We start from the raw sequence: 18,637 nt of genomic DNA, 5'->3' as shown, positions 1-18,637 counted from the left end.
CCGCCTATACGTGAGTTTTGTCCGAAAAAGGATCGTCAGCCGTCTCCGTCGCGATCCGGCTTCGCGTCCGGTCGCTCATCGGCATCGCCTGTTTCCGCTGCGGCCGCTGCCTGCCCACGGACCCTCGTCTGCACCTTGCGCCGTTTCAGGTTGTCCCGCAGGGCCGCCTTCAGGCGCTCGTTCCGCGTGGCATCGTTCTTCATGGCGATCACTGCGCGACCCTTCGTCGCCAGGGCGAAATACCGGCTTTGCGACCCGGTCTCAACAGGCGCAGAGCTGGAATGCAGGAGTCGACTTGAACCAATTCCAAGTTCGCCTGTATCGTCAGGGCCGTGGCGTCGAAATCAGCACCGTCTGATTCCTTCCGCGCCATGCGAAGCGAGATCGTTGCGCCAGCGGGACTCATATCGACGAGGCCTGCAGCGGAGAGTTTGGTGCTTCGGAACAAGCCCTTTGTAACGATGCTGCTGCTGAATGCAGACGAGCGGATGCCGAGGCCGCCTAGAGCGGCGCTGACATGCGGTCGGCCATAGCGTGAAGGACGGATGCCCGTGAATCGGATGCCCGCGATGACGATGATCAGCGATACGACGACGCCCCGTGATCCCTCGTCCGAAGGATCCTCTACCCGCGCGTCGTTCGGGCACGGACGAACCGATTACGAAGGCTACTTCCGCAGGGCGGTGGACCGGCTGCACGACGAGCGGCGCTACCGGGTCTTCGCCGATATCGAGCGGATCGCCGGACGTTTTCCCACCGCCAACTGGCGCCGTCCCGACGGTGGCACCCGCGAAATCACCGTATGGTGTTCGAACGATTACCTTGGCATGGGCCAGCATCCGGACGTGGTCTCGGCCATGACCAAGACCGCCGCCCGATGCGGCGTCGGCGCCGGCGGCACCCGCAACATCGCCGGCAACAACTCGCCGCTGGTGGATCTGGAGCGTGAGCTCGCCGACCTGCACGGCAAGGAGGCAGGCCTCGTCTTCACCTCGGGCTACGTTTCGAACCAGGCCGGCATCTCCACCATCGCCAAGCTGATTCCGAACTGTCTGATCCTGTCGGATGCGTTCAACCACAATTCGATGATCGAGGGCGTGCGCCATTCCGGCTGCGAGAAGCGCATCTTCCGCCACAACGATCTCGCCCATCTCGAGGAACTGCTGATCGCCGCCGGGGACCGCCCCAAGCTGATCGCCTTCGAGAGCGTCTATTCGATGGATGGCGACGTCTCCGACATCACCGCCATCTGCGACCTCGCCGACAAGTACGGCGCCATGACCTATCTCGACGAGGTCCATGCGGTGGGGCTCTACGGCGAGCGCGGCGGCGGCATCGCCGAGCGTGACGGGGTGATGCACCGGGTCGATGTGATCGAGGGCACCCTGGCCAAGGGCTTCGGCTGTGTCGGCGGCTACATCACCGCTTCCACCGTGCTGTGCGATGCCGTGCGCAGCCATGCGCCGGGCTTCATCTTCACCACCGCCCTGCCGCCGGCCATCGCGGCGGCGGCCCGCGCCTCGGTGCGCTACCTTAAGCGCTCGCAGGTGGAGCGCGCGGCGCACCAGCGCCAGGCCGCCCTCACCAAGGCCGCGCTGGAAGAGGCGGGCCTGCCGGTCCTCCCCACCGAGACCCATATCGTACCGGTGATGGTGGGCGATGCCGAGCTGTGCAAGGCGGCGGCCGACCACCTTCTCGAACAGCACGGCATCTACATCCAGCCGATCAACTACCCCACCGTGCCGCGCGGCACCGAGCGCCTGCGGATCACGCCTTCGCCGTTCCACGACGCAGCCCGCATCGCCAAGCTGACGGCGGCCCTGACGGAGACCTGGGACACGCTCGACCTGCCGCGCGCCGGCACGGTGTTCGTCGAGGCGGCGGAGTAGGAATCGATCAGTTCAACCGCCAGAGCGTGACGGTGAGCAGAGTCGCGAAGGCGACCCAGGCGGCGTAGGGCACGAGCAGCCACGCCGCGAACCGGTCGAAGCGCCAGGACAGGCGGATGGTCCAAAGGATCATCACCAGCATCGCCCCGGCGACGATTCCCGCCCAGCCGAGGGCATGGGCCGAGAAGAAGACCGGCGACCAGGCCGCGTTGAGCGCGAGCTGGGCGAGGAAGGCACCGACCGCCAGCCACCAACCCCGCCGCATCGGACCCGTCGCCGGAGACGCTCCGAGCAAACGCCAGAACGACAGCGCGATCATCGCGTAGAGGATGGTCCAGGCCACCGGGAACAGCCAGTTCGGCGGGTTGAAGCCGGGCTTCGTCAGGCCGGCATACCAGCCCTCGATGTTCGGCGTGGTGCTGAGCGAGCCGATCACCGATGTGGCCACCACGGGCAGGATGGCGATCGCAAGTCTCGCTATCGGAGAGAGCGGCGAGCGATACGGAATGTGAGACGTGGTCATGCCGATGTCTTACTCGTATCGCGATTCTCCGTTCCGGTCCCGTGGGGCCCGAACCCGACGAGATCGTCGAGGGAGACGGCCAGGGCCGAGGCGAGCTTGCACAGGGTCTCGATTGTCCCCTCCCGTTTTCCCGTCTCGATCTGCGACAGGTAGGCCTGCGCGATACCGGCTTTGTCTGCGAGGGCTGCCGCCGTCATGCCGCGATGGTCGCGCCAGACACGGATGCGATTCTCACCCGAAAGCAATCGTTCGACGATCGCCGAGGGCACGAGTTCTTCTTCACCGAGGGCGAGCTTGCGCTGAAACTCGGTGACGGCAAGGCGATCCTCCGCATTCTCGGCGGCTTCGAGCAGGGCTTCGTATTCCGCTTCCGGCAACACGACGAGTCGCTCGCCCCCTGCCGTCACGATCGTCTGGGCACCCATGGCGAACCGTCCTGATTTAATCGTATGCGCTACCGCGAGGCGCGATTTTAATGATGGCGAGGATATGCCCGTCCTGGGTGAACAGGATTCGCCAGTCGCCGACCCGCAGGCGATAGACACCATGCTGACCCTTCAGAGCCTTCACGTTGTTGGCCTGAGACCCCGGATGTCCGGCATATTCGTCGATCTTCGTTCGAATGAGTCTCGCTACGTTCGCCGGCATGCGGGTCAGTGCCCTCACGGCGTCCTTGCTGTAGGCGACCTGCATCATGACGTGAGCGGATAGCGAAATTCGTCGAGGCGAAACATAGCATTCCGCTATTGTTTCGCTGCGTCTCTCCCACGGGTCAAGCGGCCCATTTGCCGGAACGATACCCATGTCCGAACCCGCCGAAGATCCCTCGTCCACTCACGCCAAGCCGGGTTTCACCAAGCGCACCCTGGCCGCGCAGGCCATGGGCCATGTCGATCCGGTGACGCGGGCGGTGGTGGCACCGCTCCATGTCTCGACGACCTTCCTCCGCGATCCCGACAACGGCTACAGTTCCGGCTTCTCCTATGCCCGGCCCGACAACGCCACGACCCGCGAGGCGGAGGCCGTCATCGCCATGCTGGAGGAGGCGGAGGCCGGCGCGATGCTGTTCGGCTCCGGCATGGCGGCGGCCACGGCCGTCTTCTCGGCCCTGGAGCCCGGAGACCATATCGTCGCCCCCCTCGTGATGTACTGGGCGCTCAAGCGCTGGCTCCAGCAGGAAGCGCCGCGCCGGGGCTGGGGCCTCGATTTCATCGCCATGGACGATCTCGACGCCCTGCGGGCTGCGATCAGGCCGGGCACGACGAAGCTCGTCTGGGTGGAGACGCCCGGCAATCCGCTCTGGACCATCACCGACATTGCTGCCGCGGCCGAGATCGCGCACGAGGCAGGGGCGCGTCTCGCCGTCGATTCCACCGCCGCCTCGCCGATCCACACGCGGCCCCTGACGCTCGGGGCCGACATCGTCATGCATTCGGCCACCAAGATTCTGAACGGTCATTCGGACGTTGTCGCCGGTGTCCTCGCTTCAGCGCGCACCGATGCGTTCTGGGAGCGGATCGGCGCGATCCGTGCCGGCGGTGGGGCGATCCTCGGGCCATTCGAGGCCTATCTCCTCATGCGCTCGCTGCGGACCCTACCCCTGCGGGTCGCGGCGCAATCGGCCAATGCGGCGGACCTCGCCAGACGCTTCTCGGCCCATCCGCGCGTGGCCTCGGTGCTCTATCCCGGCCTGCCCGATGATCCCGGCCACGCGGTGGCGGCGCGGCAGATGGAGGGCGGCTTCGGTTTCATGCTGTCGATCCGAGTCGCGGCCGGCGAGGAGGCAGCCATCGCCACGGCGGCACGGGTGCGCCTATGGAAGCGCGCCACATCGCTCGGCGGCGTCGAGAGCCTGATTGAACACCGCGCCTCGGTGGAAGGGCCGGGCACGCCATGTCCGCCCGATCTGCTGCGGCTCTCGGTGGGGATCGAGCATGCGGACGACCTCTTCGCCGATCTGGACGCGGCCCTCGGCTGATTTCCTCGTGGGTTCTTGGTGCGATCCCGCCCTTCGCGCATTGTGCGAGGGACGGACCGCCGCCGGGCGGTCGCCGCGATGCGAGCGAGGACGACCCGATGCGATACCCTGTTCCCCTCCTGACCGGCGCCCTCGCGCTCGTCGCCCTCACGAATGTGGCCCCGGCCGCCGATGGTCCGCCCAAGCTCGACATTCAGGCGACCTGCAAGTCGTCGGTCCGCGCGGAAGCCAGCGTCAGCGACACTTCCACCGTCGAAGGCTGCCTTCGTTCGGAGGAGGCGGCGCGCAAGGAAGCCCAGCGCCGTTGGGGCGACTATTCACCAGCCGCCAAGAGGCAGTGCGAGAAGCAGTTCGAGGCCGGCGGCTTCCCGTCCTACGTGGAGATGGTGACCTGCCTCGAACTGGCGAGCGGCACGGTGCCGACGCAGGGCACCGGACCGGGCGCGGATACCAGTTCCGGCGCCCGGCGCGAAAAGGCGGATGGGAATGCCGGCGCCGCCACCGCCGAGCCGAAGCCGAGCCAGCGCACCAACCCGATCGAAGTGCTGGAGAAACCCTAGCCTCTCACTCCTCTGACCTTATCGCGGTGCGGAGATTTCCGCCTCCGCGCTTGCCCAGACGTCCGGGCGAACGGGCTTGCTGCGCTCTTCGCCCCGGCGGACCGATGCCAGGTCCAGAAGTTCGGCGGCACGGTCGGTGTCGTCGATGGAGAGGAACAGGCCGTTCTTCTGCGAGGCGCGGCCGAGATCGGCACGGCTGGTCAGCACGCTGAACGCCGGGCTCGTAAGCAGGGCGAGGGCCACGGGCCCCATCCACAGGGCGAGCCAGGGGTCGCCGGCATAGACCAGCAGGCCGGTGAGCAGGGCGCCCGCCACCAGGGCGTCCACCTGCAGGCGGATCGCTTCCGACCATGGCACCTGCCGGTCGTCGCGCGCCTGTGAATCCCAGCGCACCACGCGGCCGATGAAGGTGGTGGCGACGGCGCCGGCGGCAAAGACCGTCATGATCGGCCAGAGCAGCACCCAGACGATCTGTTCGAGCACGGCACTCTTCAGCAGCGAGGCCGTGCCGCCGAAGGCCGCACGGCGGGTCGACGACGCCAGGACGTGACCGAGGCTGAGAAGCTTCGGCAGGGCCAGCACGGCGACAACGAGGGCAGCCAGCGCATGGGCGGCGATGCCCGTCCCGGTGAGTCCATAGGCCAGGAGGCCGAGATCGCCGGTCACGGCGGCCTGGATAGAGGCGGTGGCGAGGAACAGCACCCAGAGCGGGCAGGCGAGGTAGGACAGGATCCCGACCATCAGGTGCCAGCGGCTCGCCGCCCGAAGACCCGGCAGGGTGGTGATGAGCAGGTGCTGCATGTTGCCCTGGCACCAGCGCCGTTCACGCCCGAGGAGATCGACGAGGTTCGTCGGCATCTCCTCCCAGGTGCCGCCCATCTCCGGCAGGAGGCGGACCTCCCAGCCGGCCCGGCGCAGGAGCGCGCCCTCGACGATATCGTGGCACAGGATCTCGCCGCCGAGCGGTGCCTTGCCGGGCAGCACCGGCAGTTCGGCATTGTCGGCGAAGGCCGCGACCCGCAGGATCGCGTTGTGGCCCCAATAGCTTCCATCCGCGCCCTGCCAGGTCTCGAGGCAGCGGATCGACAGCGGCGCGTAGAGCCGCACGGCGAATTGCTGGATACGGGCAAACAGCGTGTCCCGGCCGGTCGCGTAGGAGACGGTCTGGATCAGCCCGACCTTGGGCGCCTCCTCCATCAACCGGGCGAGGCGGCGCATGGTGGCGCCGGTCATCAGACTGTCGGCGTCGAGCACGATCATGAAATCGTATTCCGAGCCGTAGGACTTGCAGAACTCGGCGATGTTGCCGGCCTTGCGGCCCGCATTGTCCTGGCGCCGCCGGTAGCGGACGCGCGGCAGGCCAGGGCCGTTCAGACGCGCCCATGCCTCGATCCGGGCGAATTCATGCTCCTCCACCGCCGCGATGGCACCGTCACGCGTGTCGGAGAGGACGAAGATGTCGATATCGGACCCGTCGCCGCCGCCACGCTGAAGCGAGCGGGCCATGACACGCAACGCGGCGAACACCGCCACCGCATCCTCGGCATGGATCGCCACCACGGCAGCCGTGCGGCTGAGGCCCGAGGCGGTGGCCGGAACCGTGGCCGAGCGGATCTCGATCGCGGATTTGGCGGCATCGCCGAGCCCCGCCGCCACGAGTCCGTAGACGTATTGCCAGGCGACGAAGGATTGCCACGTCATCACGAGGCCGAACAGGACCAGCACGGCCCAACCCAGGACGCCGTCCGGGCGTCCGTAAGCGGACAAAGCGAGCCAGGAGATCGCGGCCGCGGTGGCCAGGGTCGGCAGGGCCAGCATGAGCCGCCGCATCAGCAGCGAAGGGGCCTCGCCGGACTGACTTTCGGGAATCGCCGGGTTCGGGATTCCGACCGGGGATGCGTCGTGCGACAACCGCGTGATGGACATGGGGCGCTGGACACTCGATCGAGGCTGAGAGGGGCCGTCGTCCATCATGAAGCGAAGGACATCGATGATACGGGGCGACAGTGAAGACGAGCGTTCGGGGCGTGATGCCCCCTCGCGGCGGCAGACCTTGCAAACCGCGCTCAGCGTGGCCGCAGGCATGATAATGCCTAGTGCCGTCGACCTGAATACCGCCAGAACGATGGCCGCCGATAAAGTCGACCCTCCCCGTGACGGGCCGATGACCTTCGAGGGCGTCGTGGCCCAGGCCCGCCGCCTCGCAGGCGCACCCTACCGGCCCGCTCCAGAGGATCTCCCGGCATCCCTCGCCGGCCTCAGCTACGATGGCTACCGCGCGATCACCTTCCGTCCCGACGCAGCCCCGCGCCTCGGCGGTTCGTTCTCGCTGCAGCTGTTCCATCGCGGTTTCCTGCAGAAGAAGCGCGTCGCCCTGTTTCTCCAGCCGCCGGACGGGCCGCCGCAGCCGATCCTCTACCAGTCGGGCCTGTTCGATCTCGGGTCGGACTTGGCAGAGCAGGACTTTTCCGGCGATCTGGGCTTTGCCGGCTTCCGGCTGCATCACGCCTTCGATGGTGCGAAGCCGGCTAATCAGGAAGAATTCCTAGTCTTCCTCGGCGCCTCGTATTTTCGGCTGCGTGGAAAGACACAGGAATACGGCCTGTCGGCGCGCGGCGCCGCGATCCAGACCGGTGGTCCCGGCGCGGAGGAGTTTCCGGACTTCACGTCGTTCTGGATCTGCGAGCCGAAGGCCGAAGCCCGCGCCGTCACGATCCTGGCGCTCCTCGATTCACCGAGTCTTACGGGTGCCTACCGCTTCGTGGTCGAACCCGGCGAGAGCTCGCGGATGGTTGTCACCGCCTCGCTGCATCCCCGCGCCGCGATCCCGCGTCTCGGCCTCGCGCCACTCACCAGCATGTTCCTGCATGGCGCGAACGGTCCCGGCGCGCGCGGAGCCGAGCCGTTCGACGATTTCAGGCCCCAGGTTCACGATTCCGACGGGCTCGTGGTGGCGACCAAGGACGATCGCCTGTGGCGCCCCCTGAGCAACGGACGGCGAGAGCCGCAGATCTCGACTTTCCGCACCGATCCCCTCGACGGGTTCGGACTGTTCCAGCGCGAGCGAAGCTTTGCCGCCTATCTTGATGCCCAGGCCCGTCACGAGGCGCGGCCCGGCCTCTGGGTCACACCTCAAGCGGGGTTCGGCGCAGGAGCGGTGCAACTCTTCGAAATCCCGTCCCGCGAAGAGTACATGGACAATATCGTCGCCGCCTTCGTGCCGGATGCCGCCGTCGCGGCGGGGAGCGCCCTCGACCTCGCCTACACTCTCTCCACCGTCGGGGCCGAACCGGACACCGCCGTTCTGAGCGCGCTCGCCCGGGTGGTCTCCACCCGCGTCGGTTCGGCCGAGCGCCTGCGGCCGACTACGCCGCCGAGTCCGGAGCGGCGCCTCTACGTCATCGATTTCGAAGGGCCGGGCCTGCCCACCGGCCCTGACGGTGACATCGCGGCCGAGGTCTCGGCCAGTGCCGGCACCATGGTCGATCCGGTGGTGGAACGGGTGCCCCAGACGGGTGGCTGGCGTCTCTACGTAGAATGGCGCCCGCCGACGCCGCTGCCAGCCGGTGACGTCGTCCTGCGCGCGCGTCTCGTGCGCGCCGGTCGCCCGATCAGCGAGACCTGGGACAACGCCGCCTGATCGCCGGGCGCTTTCACGACTTGGCGAGGTGCGACAGGGATCGGAACGGGAGGAGAGGTCGGGGCTTCCTAAGCTGGAACACCATCAGGTTGCGGAGCCGCCCGGTTCCCCGGAGGCCGTCGAAACGCCTCGGGGCGCGGAATCCGCCTTCCCCCGGAGCAGCACCCTTGGCCATCGAGACCGACTACCTGCGCTACACGCCCTCCGTCGAGACCCTTGAACCCGACGAGGCCGAGACCAGCCGGGCCCTGAACGAGACCATGCGCTCCATCAGCGAGAAGACGCTCGCCGATGGCGGCCATGCCATCCGCAGCGTCCATGCCAAGGCGCATGGCGCGCTGAGAGCCGAGTTGGAGATTGCGGCCGACCTGCCCCCCGAATTGGCGCAGGGCCTGTTCGCGAAGCCGGGGCGCTACCCCGTGGTGATGCGCTTCTCGACCATTCCGGGCGACATCCTGGACGACAGCGTCTCCACCCCACGCGGCGTGGCGATCAAGGTCCTCGGTGTCGAGGGAGAGCGTCTTGAAGGCTCGGAAGGGGATGCCACGCAGGATTTCGTGCTCGTCAACGGCCCGGCCTTCTCGGCACCGGGACCGAAGCCGTTCCTCGCGACCCTGAAGCTCCTCGCCAAGACCACGGACCGGGCGGAGGGACTGAAGAAGGCCGCATCGGCGGCGCTTCGGGGCGTGCAGAGCGCAGTCGTCGCGACCACCGGTTCGCCGAGCCCGACCCTGGCGACCCTCGGTGGGCAGCCCGAGACGCATCTCCTGGGCGACAGTTTCTACAGTCAGGTCCCGCTGCGCTTCGGCGATCACATCGCCAAGATCTCCCTCGTCCCGGTCTCTCCCGAAATGAGGGCGCTGGCGAACAAGCCTCTGGACGACACGAGCGCCGCCGACGCGATCCGCGAGGCGGTGATGGAGCATTTTCGCATCCACGGCGGCACCTGGGAATTGCGGGCGCAGCTGTGCCTGAACCTCGACGACATGCCGGTGGAGGACGCCTCCGTAATCTGGCCTGAGACCGCGAGCCCCTACCGTACCATCGCCACCCTCACCGCCGCGCCGCAGGCAAGCTGGAGCGAGGCCCGCGCCGCCTATGTCGATGACGGATTGTCGTTCAGCCCCTGGCACGGGCTGGCCGCGCACCGGCCGCTCGGCGGGATCATGCGCATGCGCAAATCGGCCTACGAGATGGGCAAGCGCTTCCGGGCCGAGAAGAACGGCCGCCGCATCGAGGAGCCGAAGAACCTCGACGCTCTGCCGGATTGACGCCGGACGTTGCTGCAATGCGACAGGGCAGCGGCGATGATCGGTGCGGGATCATCTCGCAATTGACCCTCTCGTCGCGGCCGACCTAGCCTGAGACTGACGGTTCCTCTTCGGGGGATCAAAAGGGAACGCGGTGAGGATCTTGCGTCCGATGCCGCGGCTGCCCCCGCAACTGTAAGCGGCGAGGATGAGAGGGCGTCGACCCGCGAGCCAGGAGACCTGCCGTCAGTCGTGGTCACACGCGAAACGCATCGGGCGGGGTGTCCTGGTGGGGTGTCGGGGCCTGCGCTCGCGTAGGGATCGGCTTCGTTCGCGGTGACGTGCCACTGCCGTTGCCCGAGGTCTCCGCCTGTGTCCGCCCGTCTCGTCCCTCCGCTCCTCGCCCTCGGATTCCTGGCATCCGCCTCGCCGGTTCTTGCTCAGTCCGGGACGGCAACCACCGCCGAGGCGACCCTCAACGAACTCTCCGTGGCCGCCGACATGCGCCCGCCCCCTGCAGCGGCCGGTCCCGGTCTCGGCGGGGCCACTGGTGGAACCGGCGGGGCCGAGGCGTTCGGCGCCCTGTCCGCTCCCGCGCTGACGTCGAGTTCGGGCGTCATCACCGGCAGGGCCCTCAACGATCGCCCGGTGACCCGCCCCGGCGAGGTGCTGGAAGCCGTGCCCGGCCTCATCGTCACGCAGCATTCCGGCGAGGGAAAAGCCAACCAGTACTTCCTGCGCGGCTTCAACCTCGACCACGGCACGGACATCGCCATCACCATCGACGGCATGCCGGCCAACATGCGCACCCATGGCCACGGCCAGGGCTATGCCGACATCAACTTCCTCATTCCCGAACTCGTCGGCGCGGTGGAGTTCCACAAGGGCCCGTATTTCGCCCGTGACGGGGATTTCGCCTCCGCCGGATCGGTGCGGATCGACACGATCGACGCGGTGCCCCGCCCTCTCGCGCTCACCTCCCTCGGGAGCTTCGGCTACAAGCGGGCGCTCACCATCGCCTCCGCACCCCTCGGGGAGGGGACGCTCCTCGCCGCTGGCGAGGCTCAGGTCTATGACGGCCCATGGGTGGTGCCGGACGACATCCGCAAGCTCAACGGCGTGCTGCGCTACAGCCAGGGCACCGCCCTCGACGGGTTCTCCCTCACCGGCATGGCCTATTCCAACCGCTGGACGGCGACGAACCAGGTTCCGCAGCGGGCCATTTCCGAAGGCGTGATCGGCCGCTTCGGCACTCTCGATCCGAGCGATGGCGGCGATGCCAGCCGCTTCTCCCTGTCGGGCCGCTGGAGCCGGTCGGACGACGGCGGCGTCACCCGCGCCAGCGCCTACGTCATCCGCTCGAACCTCAACCTGTTCAACAACTTCACCTATTTCCTCAACGACCCGGTCAACGGCGACCAGTTCCGCCAGCTCGACAGCCGCACCGTCGCCGGTGGCGAGATCGCCAGGGTGTTCAAGGGTGAGCTGTTCGGCCTGCCCATGGAGAACGAAATCGGCGTGCAGGCGCGGTTCGACGACATCCATGTGGGCCTGTTCAACACGCGGGCGCGCACCTCCCTCTCCACCGTGCGCGACGACCGCGTGCAGGAGGGCAGCGCCGCGCTCTACTTCGAGAATCGCCTGCGCTGGACCGAGTGGCTGCGCACCAGCGTCGGCCTTCGCGCCGACGCCTACGACGCCACCGTGAGATCGAACAATCCGCTGAATTCGGGCCATGCGCGGGACGGCATCGTCAGCCCCAAGCTCGGCGTCGTCTTCGGCCCCTGGACCGAGACCGAACTGTTCGTGAATTACGGCGAGGGCTTCCATTCCAACGACGCGCGGGGCGCGACCATCACGGTCGATCCGGGCAACCCTCTGTTCCCCCTCGACCGGGTGCCGCTGCTGGTGCGCTCGGTGGGCTCGGAGGTGGGCTTGCGCAACCGCTCCATCGCCGGTCTCGAATCGACCGTGACCCTGTTCCAGCTCGATTTCGATTCCGAGAACCTGTTCGTGGGTGATGCCGGCACCACCGAGCCGAGCCGCCCGAGCCGGCGCACCGGCATCGAGTGGACCAACCACTACGCGGTCACGCCCTGGCTCGCTCTCGACGCCGACCTCACCGTCACCCATGCCCGCTTCGCCGATCGCGACCCGGCCGGAAGCCGCATTCCCGCCGCCCCCACCGCCATCGCGGCGGCCGGCTTTACCCTCGGTGAGGCGCTCGGCTGGTTCGGCACGATGCGGCTTCGCTATTTCGGGCCGCGCCCGCTCATCGAGGACAATTCCGTCCGCTCGAAGCCGACCACGCTGGTGAATGGCCGCATCGGCTACAACTTCGAGAACGGCGTCACGGTGCAGCTCGACATCCTCAACCTGCTCAACGTCAAGGCGAGCCAGATCGACTACTTCTACGAGTCGCGGCTGCGGGGGGAGCCGGCCGGCGGCGTGGCCGACACGCATCTGCATCCGGTGGAGCCGATGGCGGTGCGGCTGACGGTGGCGGGGCGGTTTTGAGGGATGGGAGCGGGTTGCAGGCAGCGAAGCCGCTCTCCGGTCATGCTGATGGCAGTGATCCGGGCCGGAGATATGCGAACATGTGAGGCACATAATCGGCTTTGCCGAGTGTGATGCCGTAATGCCGCAAGATGGCGTAGGCGGTGATGACGTGGAAGTAGAACTGAGGCAGAGCCCAATCCCGAGCGTATTGTTCGCCGCTCATATCGAACGTGATATTGCCCGGAAGCTCGATCACGATTGGCAGAGTCGCGCCGGCATCGAGGGCATCGTTCGGGAGGCCGTCCAGAAGCGCCAATGCCTCGGTGATACGAGCCCGTGCATCCGCCATTGATCCGGGCACCTCGCCGGCATTACGCCCTTCGGCCGCCACGGCGGCGAGCGATAGGGGAATGTCCTCACCGCGAAGGCGGAACGTCGCCTCCTGAGCTTGGTAGGCGGCAAAGCACACTTGTGACGCCAACGGATACATGTCTGGTGCCAGACGCGCCGAAAGCAGACCATTGGCGGGATCCACCATCTGATGCTCTGCCTTGTCCAGCAGCCCGGCCAGCGTCCGCAACATGTTCCTGTAGGTCGGTACCAGAAGGTTAGTCAGCGACATAATCAGTCTCGCGGCGACGGCTACTTCAACGCCTACCCTATTTCCGCGAGAGCGAACACCATAAGTCGAGGCCCACTTTTTCCCATTCCGACCCCTACGGCCCCACCCGCTTCCGCACCACCATCTCCCCTCGAAACAAGAACTTCTGCGCGCGCTTTCCGGTGTCCACCTCCGTGGTGAAGACGTTGCCCTTGCTGTCCACGGCGAGGTTGTGGACCCAGTGGAAGTCGCCGGCCATGCGGCCGTTGCGGCCGAAGGCGCCGAGCACTTCGCCGGTGTCGCGCTTGAGGGTGCGGACCTCGTTGTTGGCGCCGTCCGCGTTGAGGAGGTAGGTCTGGTCGGGGTCGGGCCAGAGCGCCAGTTCCCAGACCGAGCCGTTGGCGCGGGTGTTCTTTTCCACGAAGAACTCCTTCACGAAGCTGCCGTCGCGGCGGAACACCTGGACCCGGTCGTTGGCCCGGTCGCAGACATAGACCAGCCCGTCGCGGGCAATCTGGACGCAATGGACCGGGTTGCGGAATTGCTGGGCCGGCGCGGCGGCCGGGTCGTAGGCGGGCAGGGTCTCGTCGGTGGGCGGCTTGCCGTAGGCGCCCCACATCCGCTTGAACGCTCCGGTCTCGGCATCGAACACGATGACCCGGTGGTTGAAGTAACCGTCGGCGACGAAGAGCTCGTTGGTCTCGGGGTCCACCTGCATGGCGGCGGGCCGTCCGAGGCGGGTCGTGTCGAGGCTGTTGGTCTGGGGACCCTGCTTGCCGATCTGCAGGAGGAATTTCCCCTCCGGCGTGAATTTCAGGATCAGGCCATCCTGCTCACCATTGCCGGCGAGCCAGACGAAGCCTTTGTGGTCGATATGGATGCCGTGCTCGTTCTGCGGCCAATCATAGCCTTCGCCCGGCCCGCCCCATGACCGGACGAGGGTGCCCGCCTGGTCGAAGACGAGCACGGGCGGAGCGGGGTGGCAGCATTTGGTACGTGGCGGCGTGAGGCTGGCGGCCTTCTCGTCATCGGTGAGGGAGCGCGGGCGCTGCACCACCCAGATCCGGTCCTCAGCATCCACCGCGACGCCGGACGCCTGGCCCATGATCCAGTTGTTCGGCAAGGGTTTAGGCCAAGTCGAATCGACCTGGAAGGTCGGGGGCTCCGCTGCGGCCACGCCTGCGAAGGCGACGGCGAGCACGGCCAGACCAAGCCTGAGCCTCATGGCATTTCTCTCCCAAACCCGTTTTTTGTTGAAGTAAGTCTCCGCCGGGCCGGGGCCTTTGTCCATCGACCGCAGCTCGCCGACCTGTATCGACATGCAGCGTTTGTCACGAGGAACGCTCCTCAGGAATCCGTCGGATCGAGCCCATGGCTTCGAACTCAGGTCGACGATTCATCATCGAGCGGCGGGAACTCGACGGTTTTGCCACCCGCACCGTCATTCCGGGGCGCTGAAGGCGAGCCCGGAATCCAGAACCGCCGACCTTGCGACGTTGAACTGGACCAAATCGAAGCCTGCGATATACGGCACGCGTCGCGGCTCTGGATTCCGGGCTCCGCTACGCGGCCCCGGAATGACGGGATCCTGTCTATCGCCACCATGACACCCGGCATCGACCCGAGTTCAAATCCGTCGGATCACCCCTCCGGTTTGACCGCTCTCCGGCCCGGCCTGTAGACACCGCGGCCCCTTCACGCGCGCGAGGATTCCATGGCCGCCATCACTGCAACCATCGCGGCGGAGCTCAAGGTCGCCGAGCGGCAGGTCGCTGCCGCCGTCGAACTCCTTGATGGCGGGTCGACGGTGCCGTTCATCGCGCGCTACCGCAAGGAGGTCACCGGCGGCCTCGACGATTCCCAGCTCCGCGATCTGGAGGAGCGCCTCGCCTATCTGCGCGACCTGGAGGCGCGCCGCGCCGCCATCCTCGAGAGCATCGACGGCCAGGGGAAGCTCGACCCGGCCTTGAAGGCGCGCATCCTCGCCGCCGACACAAAGGCACGGCTCGAAGACCTCTACCTGCCGTTCAAGGTGAAGCGCCGCACCAAGGCGCAGGCCGCCCGCGAGGCCGGGCTCGGCCCCCTGGCGGACGCCTTGCTCGCCCATCCCGAACGCGCGCCGGAACAGGCTGCCACCGGCTTCGTCGATGCGGGCAAGGGCATCGCCGATGTCGAGGCCGCGCTGGAGGGCGCGCGCACCATCCTGATCGAGCGGTTCGGCGAAGACCCGGAACTGGTGGGCGCCTTGCGCGACACGGTCTGGCAGCGCGGCCGGATGACCTCCAGCGTCAAGAAGGGCAAGGAAGCGGCCGGCGAGAAGTTCGCCGACTATTTCCACTTCTCCGAACCGCTCACGCGCCTGCCCTCGCACCGCATCCTGGCCCTGTACCGGGGCGAGAAGGAGGACATCCTCGACCTCGACATCACCGACGCCCCCGGCGACGTGGCCGAGAAGGGCGTGCCCTCCTGGCAGGAACTCCGCATCGCCCGCGCCTTCCGCATCGGCGATCACGGCCGGCCGGGGGACCGTTTCCTGATGGAGACCGTGCGCCGGACCTGGCGCACCAAGCTGAAACCCGCCCTCGACACCGACCTGCGCGGACGCCTGAAACAGGTGGCCGAGACCGGGGCCGTGGGCGTCTTTGCCGGAAACCTTCGCGACCTGCTGCTTGCCGCCCCCGCCGGTGCCCGGCCGACTCTCGGCCTCGATCCGGGGTTCCGGACCGGGGTGAAGGTCGCGGTGGTGGATGCCACCGGCAAGGTCGCGGCCACCGACGTGATCTACCCGCACGAGCCCCGCCGCGACTGGAACGGCGCGCTCGTCGCGCTGGCCAAGCTCTGCCGCGCCCATAAGGTCGAGCTCATCGCGATCGGCAACGGCACCGCCTCGCGCGAGACCGACAAGCTCGCCGCCGAACTCATCGCCAAGCAGCCGGAGTTGAGGCTCACCAAGGTGATGGTGTCGGAAGCCGGCGCCTCGGTCTATTCGGCCTCCGCCTATGCCAGCGCCGAATTGCCGGGCCTCGACGTGACCCTGCGCGGGGCTGTCTCCATCGCCCGGCGCTTGCAGGACCCGCTCGCCGAACTGGTGAAGATCGAGCCGAAGGCCATCGGCGTCGGTCAGTATCAGCACGATCTCGGCGAGGGTCAGCTTTCCAAGGCCCTCGATGCGGTGGTGGAGGATTGCGTGAACGGCGTCGGCGTCGACGTGAACATCGCCTCCGCGCCCCTGCTCGCCCGCGTCTCCGGTCTCTCCGAGCGGGTGGCGGCCAACATCGTGACGACGCGGGACGAGAAGGGCCCGTTCCGCACCCGCGCAAGCCTCAAGAAGGTCGCGGGCCTCGGGCCCAAGGCCTATGAGCTCGCTGCCGGCTTCCTGCGCATCCGCGATGGCGACGATCCCCTCGATGCGTCGGGCGTGCATCCGGAAGCCTATCCGGTGGTGCGCCGCATCCTCGCCGCCGCCGGACAGCCCATCCAGGCCGTCATCGGCAACGGCCCCATCCTGAAGAGCCTCGACCCGAAGCGCTTCACCGACGAGACCTTCGGCCTGCCCACGGTCACCGACATTCTGTCGGAATTGGAAAAGCCCGGCCGCGATCCGCGACCGGCCTTCAAGACCGCGACCTTCCAGGAAGGCGTCGAGAAGATTTCGGACCTCCGACCCGGCATGCGCCTCGAAGGCGTCGTCACCAATGTCGCCGCCTTCGGCGCTTTCGTGGATATCGGGGTCCACCAGGACGGTCTCGTCCACATCTCGGTCCTGGCCGACCGGTTCGTGAAGGATCCGCGCGAGGTGGTGAAGCCCGGCGACGTGGTGCAGGTGCGCGTCGTCGAGGTGGATGCCAACCGCAAGCGCATCGCGCTCAGCATGCGCTCGGAGGAAGCGGGTGCGCCGCGCGGCGGGCGGCCGGAGGAACGCTCCTCACGTCCCCCGCAGAGACCTGCGCCAAATCCGGCGCCACGCGGCCCGGCCCCGGACGGCGCGTTCGCCGAGGCCCTGCGCCGGGCGGCTGAGGGCAAGGACCGGGGACGCCGCTGACGGTCGCGCGCATTCCCCCTCTCCCCGTGCGCGGGGAGAGGATCGCGGACACCTTGCCGTGTTCGCGATGAGCGGAGGCAAAGCCGAAGCGAGGGTAAGGGGGACTCTTCGGATGAGGCTCCTTCGGACGCGCCCCCTCACCCTCGGCTGCCGCCTCGCCGCGCCGACGACGAGGTCGTCGCGGCCCTCTCCCCGCAAGCGGGGCGAGGGGATGCGCCCTCCCTCAGCACGCCGCCACGTTCACCGCCAGGCCGCCGAGCGAGGTCTCCTTGTACTTCGCCTGCATGTCGTTGCCGGTCTGGCGCATGGTCTCGATGACCTCGTCCAGGCTGACCCGATGGATGCCGTCACCGCGTAGTGCCAGGGAGGCAGCCACCACCGCCTTGTTGGCCCCGAAGGCGTTGCGCTCGATGCAGGGGATCTGGACGAGGCCGCCGATCGGGTCGCAGGTCATACCGAGATGGTGCTCCATCGCGATCTCGGCGGCGTTCTCGATCTGCAGGGTCGAGCCGCCGAGCAGCGCGGCGAGGCCCGCCGCCGCCATGGCCGCCGCCGAGCCGACTTCCCCCTGGCAGCCGACCTCGGCGCCGGAAATCGAGGCGCGGCTCTTGATGAGACCGCCAATGGCTGCCGCCACCAGCAGGAATTCGCGGCCGCGCTCGTCCGACCAGCCGGGGCAGAAGTCGCGGGCGTAGCGCAACACGGCTGGGACGATCCCGGCCGCGCCGTTGGTGGGGGCGGTCACCACCCGCCCGCCGGCGGCGTTCTCTTCGTTCACCGCGAGGGCGAACAGGCTGATCCAGTCCATGATCTCGTGGGCCGGCCGGGCGTTGAGGTGGCGGTTGGCCTCCAGATCCTCGAACAGCTTCTTGGCCCGCCGCCGCACCTTGAGGCCGCCGGGCAGTTCGCCGGTCTGGCGAAGCCCCCGGTCGATACAGGCGAACATCGCGTCGCGGATGGCGTCCAGCCCCTCGTCGATGGCCTCGCGGCTGCGGCTCGCGCCCTCGTTGGCGCGCTGGACCTGGGCGATGGAAAAGCCGGTGCGCAGGCATGTCGCCAGCAGATCGGCGGCGCTGGCATAGGGCAGCGGAAACGTCATTGCCTCTCCCACCGCCGCCGCTTCCTCGCCGACCACGAAGCCGCCGCCGATGGAATAGCAGGTGACCGTGTCGAGCACGCCGCCATGCGCGTCGAGGGCGCGGAACCGCATGCCGTTGGTATGGACCGGTAGCACCTCGGTGAAGTTGAAGACGAGATCGGTCTTGAGGGCGAAAGCCGGTCCACCGAGGCCGAGCCTGCCCGTCCGCTTCGCTTCGGCCACGTATTCGTCGACCCGGTCGGGGTCGATCCCGGCGGGGCTATGGCCGAGCAGGCCGAGAAGAATGGCGACATCGGTCCCGTGCCCACGCCCGGTCCAGGCGAGGGAGCCGAAGATCTCGGCGCGGATGCGCGCGAGGCCGGTACGCCGCCGCGTCCGCTCGCGGAAATCGAGGGCCGCCACCATCGGCCCCACCGTATGCGAGCTCGACGGGCCGATCCCGATCTTGAACAGGTCGAAAGCGCTGATCATCGGTCCCGGTCCGCCTCATCCGCAGCGTCGCGCCACCATGCGGCAGTGCGATCGCTCATCAGACAGACCGTGATCTGAAGATCGC

At 67.8% G+C, this 18,637-nt stretch carries 15 protein-coding genes and 1 riboswitch; of the genes, 7 read left to right on the top strand and 8 right to left on the bottom strand.

Going from position 1 to position 18,637, the window contains the following annotated elements; genetic code table 11:
* Window positions 1-35: 35 nt before the first annotated feature.
* On the bottom strand, window positions 36-203 hold the full coding sequence (locus tag ASF32_RS25835) for a hypothetical protein (protein WP_200919015.1): 168 nt from the start codon (window positions 201-203) through the stop codon (window positions 36-38).
* A gap of 342 nt (window positions 204-545) precedes the next feature.
* On the opposite strand from ASF32_RS25835, the gene hemA reads away from it, so the two are divergent.
* Complete coding sequence (gene hemA, locus ASF32_RS02100; RefSeq protein ID WP_056422893.1) at window positions 546-1,889, top strand: 5-aminolevulinate synthase; 1,344 nt, start codon at window positions 546-548, stop codon at window positions 1,887-1,889.
* A gap of 7 nt (window positions 1,890-1,896) precedes the next feature.
* On the opposite strand, the gene ASF32_RS02095 is transcribed toward hemA, so the two are convergent.
* From ASF32_RS02095 to ASF32_RS02085, 3 genes are read right to left on the bottom strand one after another with little or no spacing between them, the layout of a single operon-like run.
* A complete protein-coding gene (locus tag ASF32_RS02095) occupies window positions 1,897-2,412 on the bottom strand; it encodes a TspO/MBR family protein (RefSeq protein WP_056422890.1) in 516 nt (171 codons plus the stop codon).
* Window positions 2,409-2,837 carry a helix-turn-helix transcriptional regulator gene (locus ASF32_RS02090; RefSeq protein WP_056422887.1) on the bottom strand — a complete coding sequence of 143 codons (429 nt, stop codon included), beginning with the start codon at window positions 2,835-2,837 and terminating at the stop codon, window positions 2,409-2,411. Before ASF32_RS02090 ends, ASF32_RS02095 begins: the two co-directional genes overlap by 4 nt.
* 16 nt (window positions 2,838-2,853) lie before the next feature.
* Window positions 2,854-3,216, bottom strand: a complete 363-nt coding sequence (locus tag ASF32_RS02085; protein WP_348271419.1) for a type II toxin-antitoxin system RelE/ParE family toxin — start codon at window positions 3,214-3,216, stop codon at window positions 2,854-2,856.
* On the opposite strand from ASF32_RS02085, the gene ASF32_RS02080 reads away from it, so the two are divergent.
* Together ASF32_RS02080 and ASF32_RS02075 are read left to right on the top strand one after the other, a co-directional pair.
* A complete protein-coding gene (locus ASF32_RS02080) occupies window positions 3,215-4,390 on the top strand; it encodes an aminotransferase class V-fold PLP-dependent enzyme (protein ID WP_056422881.1) in 1,176 nt (391 codons plus the stop codon). The genes ASF32_RS02085 and ASF32_RS02080 overlap by 2 nt on opposite strands.
* Before the next feature lie 98 nt (window positions 4,391-4,488).
* The gene (locus ASF32_RS02075; protein ID WP_056422877.1) at window positions 4,489-4,950 is read left to right on the top strand and encodes a hypothetical protein; all 462 of its coding nucleotides are present in this window, start codon (window positions 4,489-4,491) and stop codon (window positions 4,948-4,950) included.
* Window positions 4,951-4,968: 18 nt separating this feature from the next.
* Here the strand turns inward: ASF32_RS02075 and mdoH are convergent, their stop codons facing one another.
* Entirely contained in the window at window positions 4,969-6,876 is a 1,908-nt protein-coding gene (mdoH, locus tag ASF32_RS02070; RefSeq protein ID WP_082470596.1) for a glucans biosynthesis glucosyltransferase MdoH, read from the bottom strand.
* 238 nt (window positions 6,877-7,114) lie between these two features.
* Here mdoH and ASF32_RS02065 point away from each other — a divergent pair, with 238 nt between their 5' ends.
* The 3 genes from ASF32_RS02065 (at window position 7,115) to ASF32_RS02055 (ending at window position 12,357) form a co-directional block, all read left to right on the top strand.
* On the top strand, window positions 7,115-8,590 hold the full coding sequence (locus ASF32_RS02065; protein WP_056422873.1) for a glucan biosynthesis protein: 1,476 nt from the start codon (window positions 7,115-7,117) through the stop codon (window positions 8,588-8,590).
* A 167-nt stretch (window positions 8,591-8,757) separates the two neighbouring features.
* Window positions 8,758-9,861: a catalase family protein gene (locus ASF32_RS02060; protein WP_056422870.1), complete on the top strand. Its 1,104-nt coding sequence runs from the start codon at window positions 8,758-8,760 to the stop codon at window positions 9,859-9,861.
* Between the two features lie 83 nt (window positions 9,862-9,944).
* Window positions 9,945-10,103, top strand: a riboswitch (cobalamin riboswitch).
* A gap of 238 nt (window positions 10,104-10,341) precedes the next feature.
* Window positions 10,342-12,357 (top strand): TonB-dependent receptor, encoded by a 2,016-nt coding sequence (locus ASF32_RS02055; protein ID WP_244483586.1) that lies wholly within the window; start codon window positions 10,342-10,344, stop codon window positions 12,355-12,357.
* 40 nt (window positions 12,358-12,397) lie between these two features.
* Here the strand turns inward: ASF32_RS02055 and ASF32_RS02050 are convergent, their stop codons facing one another.
* Complete coding sequence (locus ASF32_RS02050; protein WP_056422862.1) at window positions 12,398-12,961, bottom strand: DUF1993 domain-containing protein; 564 nt, start codon at window positions 12,959-12,961, stop codon at window positions 12,398-12,400.
* Window positions 12,962-13,055: 94 nt separating this feature from the next.
* A complete protein-coding gene (locus ASF32_RS02045; RefSeq protein ID WP_056423337.1) occupies window positions 13,056-14,165 on the bottom strand; it encodes a hypothetical protein in 1,110 nt (369 codons plus the stop codon).
* A 489-nt stretch (window positions 14,166-14,654) separates the two neighbouring features.
* Between ASF32_RS02045 and ASF32_RS02040 the strand changes: the two genes are divergently transcribed.
* Complete coding sequence (locus tag ASF32_RS02040; RefSeq protein WP_056422860.1) at window positions 14,655-16,982, top strand: Tex family protein; 2,328 nt, start codon at window positions 14,655-14,657, stop codon at window positions 16,980-16,982.
* Window positions 16,983-17,205: 223 nt separating this feature from the next.
* Here the strand turns inward: ASF32_RS02040 and ASF32_RS02035 are convergent, their stop codons facing one another.
* On the bottom strand, window positions 17,206-18,552 hold the full coding sequence (locus ASF32_RS02035) for an L-serine ammonia-lyase (RefSeq protein WP_056422858.1): 1,347 nt from the start codon (window positions 18,550-18,552) through the stop codon (window positions 17,206-17,208).
* Between the last annotated feature and the right edge of the window lie 85 nt (window positions 18,553-18,637).

This window comes from Methylobacterium sp. Leaf91 (assembly GCF_001422815.1).
Taxonomy (GTDB): domain Bacteria; phylum Pseudomonadota; class Alphaproteobacteria; order Rhizobiales; family Beijerinckiaceae; genus Methylobacterium.
Note: the sequence above shows the minus strand (reverse complement) of the source record. Positions and strands in the feature narration are given on the sequence as shown.

Coding starts and splice junctions, on each gene's coding strand:
- ASF32_RS02080 (WP_056422881.1), top strand. CDS start 3,215: ATGTCCGAACCCGCCGAAGATCCCTCGTCCACTCACGCCAAGCCGGGT.
- ASF32_RS02055 (WP_244483586.1), top strand. CDS start 10,342: ATGCGCCCGCCCCCTGCAGCGGCCGGTCCCGGTCTCGGCGGGGCCACT.
- hemA (WP_056422893.1), top strand. CDS start 546: ATGCCCGTGAATCGGATGCCCGCGATGACGATGATCAGCGATACGACG.
- ASF32_RS02095 (WP_056422890.1), bottom strand. CDS start 2,412: ATGACCACGTCTCACATTCCGTATCGCTCGCCGCTCTCTCCGATAGCG.
- ASF32_RS02040 (WP_056422860.1), top strand. CDS start 14,655: ATGGCCGCCATCACTGCAACCATCGCGGCGGAGCTCAAGGTCGCCGAG.
- ASF32_RS02035 (WP_056422858.1), bottom strand. CDS start 18,552: ATGATCAGCGCTTTCGACCTGTTCAAGATCGGGATCGGCCCGTCGAGC.
- ASF32_RS02085 (WP_348271419.1), bottom strand. CDS start 3,216: ATGGGTATCGTTCCGGCAAATGGGCCGCTTGACCCGTGGGAGAGACGC.
- ASF32_RS02045 (WP_056423337.1), bottom strand. CDS start 14,165: ATGAGGCTCAGGCTTGGTCTGGCCGTGCTCGCCGTCGCCTTCGCAGGC.
- ASF32_RS25835 (WP_200919015.1), bottom strand. CDS start 203: ATGAAGAACGATGCCACGCGGAACGAGCGCCTGAAGGCGGCCCTGCGG.
- ASF32_RS02050 (WP_056422862.1), bottom strand. CDS start 12,961: ATGTCGCTGACTAACCTTCTGGTACCGACCTACAGGAACATGTTGCGG.
- ASF32_RS02075 (WP_056422877.1), top strand. CDS start 4,489: ATGCGATACCCTGTTCCCCTCCTGACCGGCGCCCTCGCGCTCGTCGCC.
- ASF32_RS02090 (WP_056422887.1), bottom strand. CDS start 2,837: ATGGGTGCCCAGACGATCGTGACGGCAGGGGGCGAGCGACTCGTCGTG.
- ASF32_RS02065 (WP_056422873.1), top strand. CDS start 7,115: ATGACCTTCGAGGGCGTCGTGGCCCAGGCCCGCCGCCTCGCAGGCGCA.
- mdoH (WP_082470596.1), bottom strand. CDS start 6,876: ATGTCCATCACGCGGTTGTCGCACGACGCATCCCCGGTCGGAATCCCG.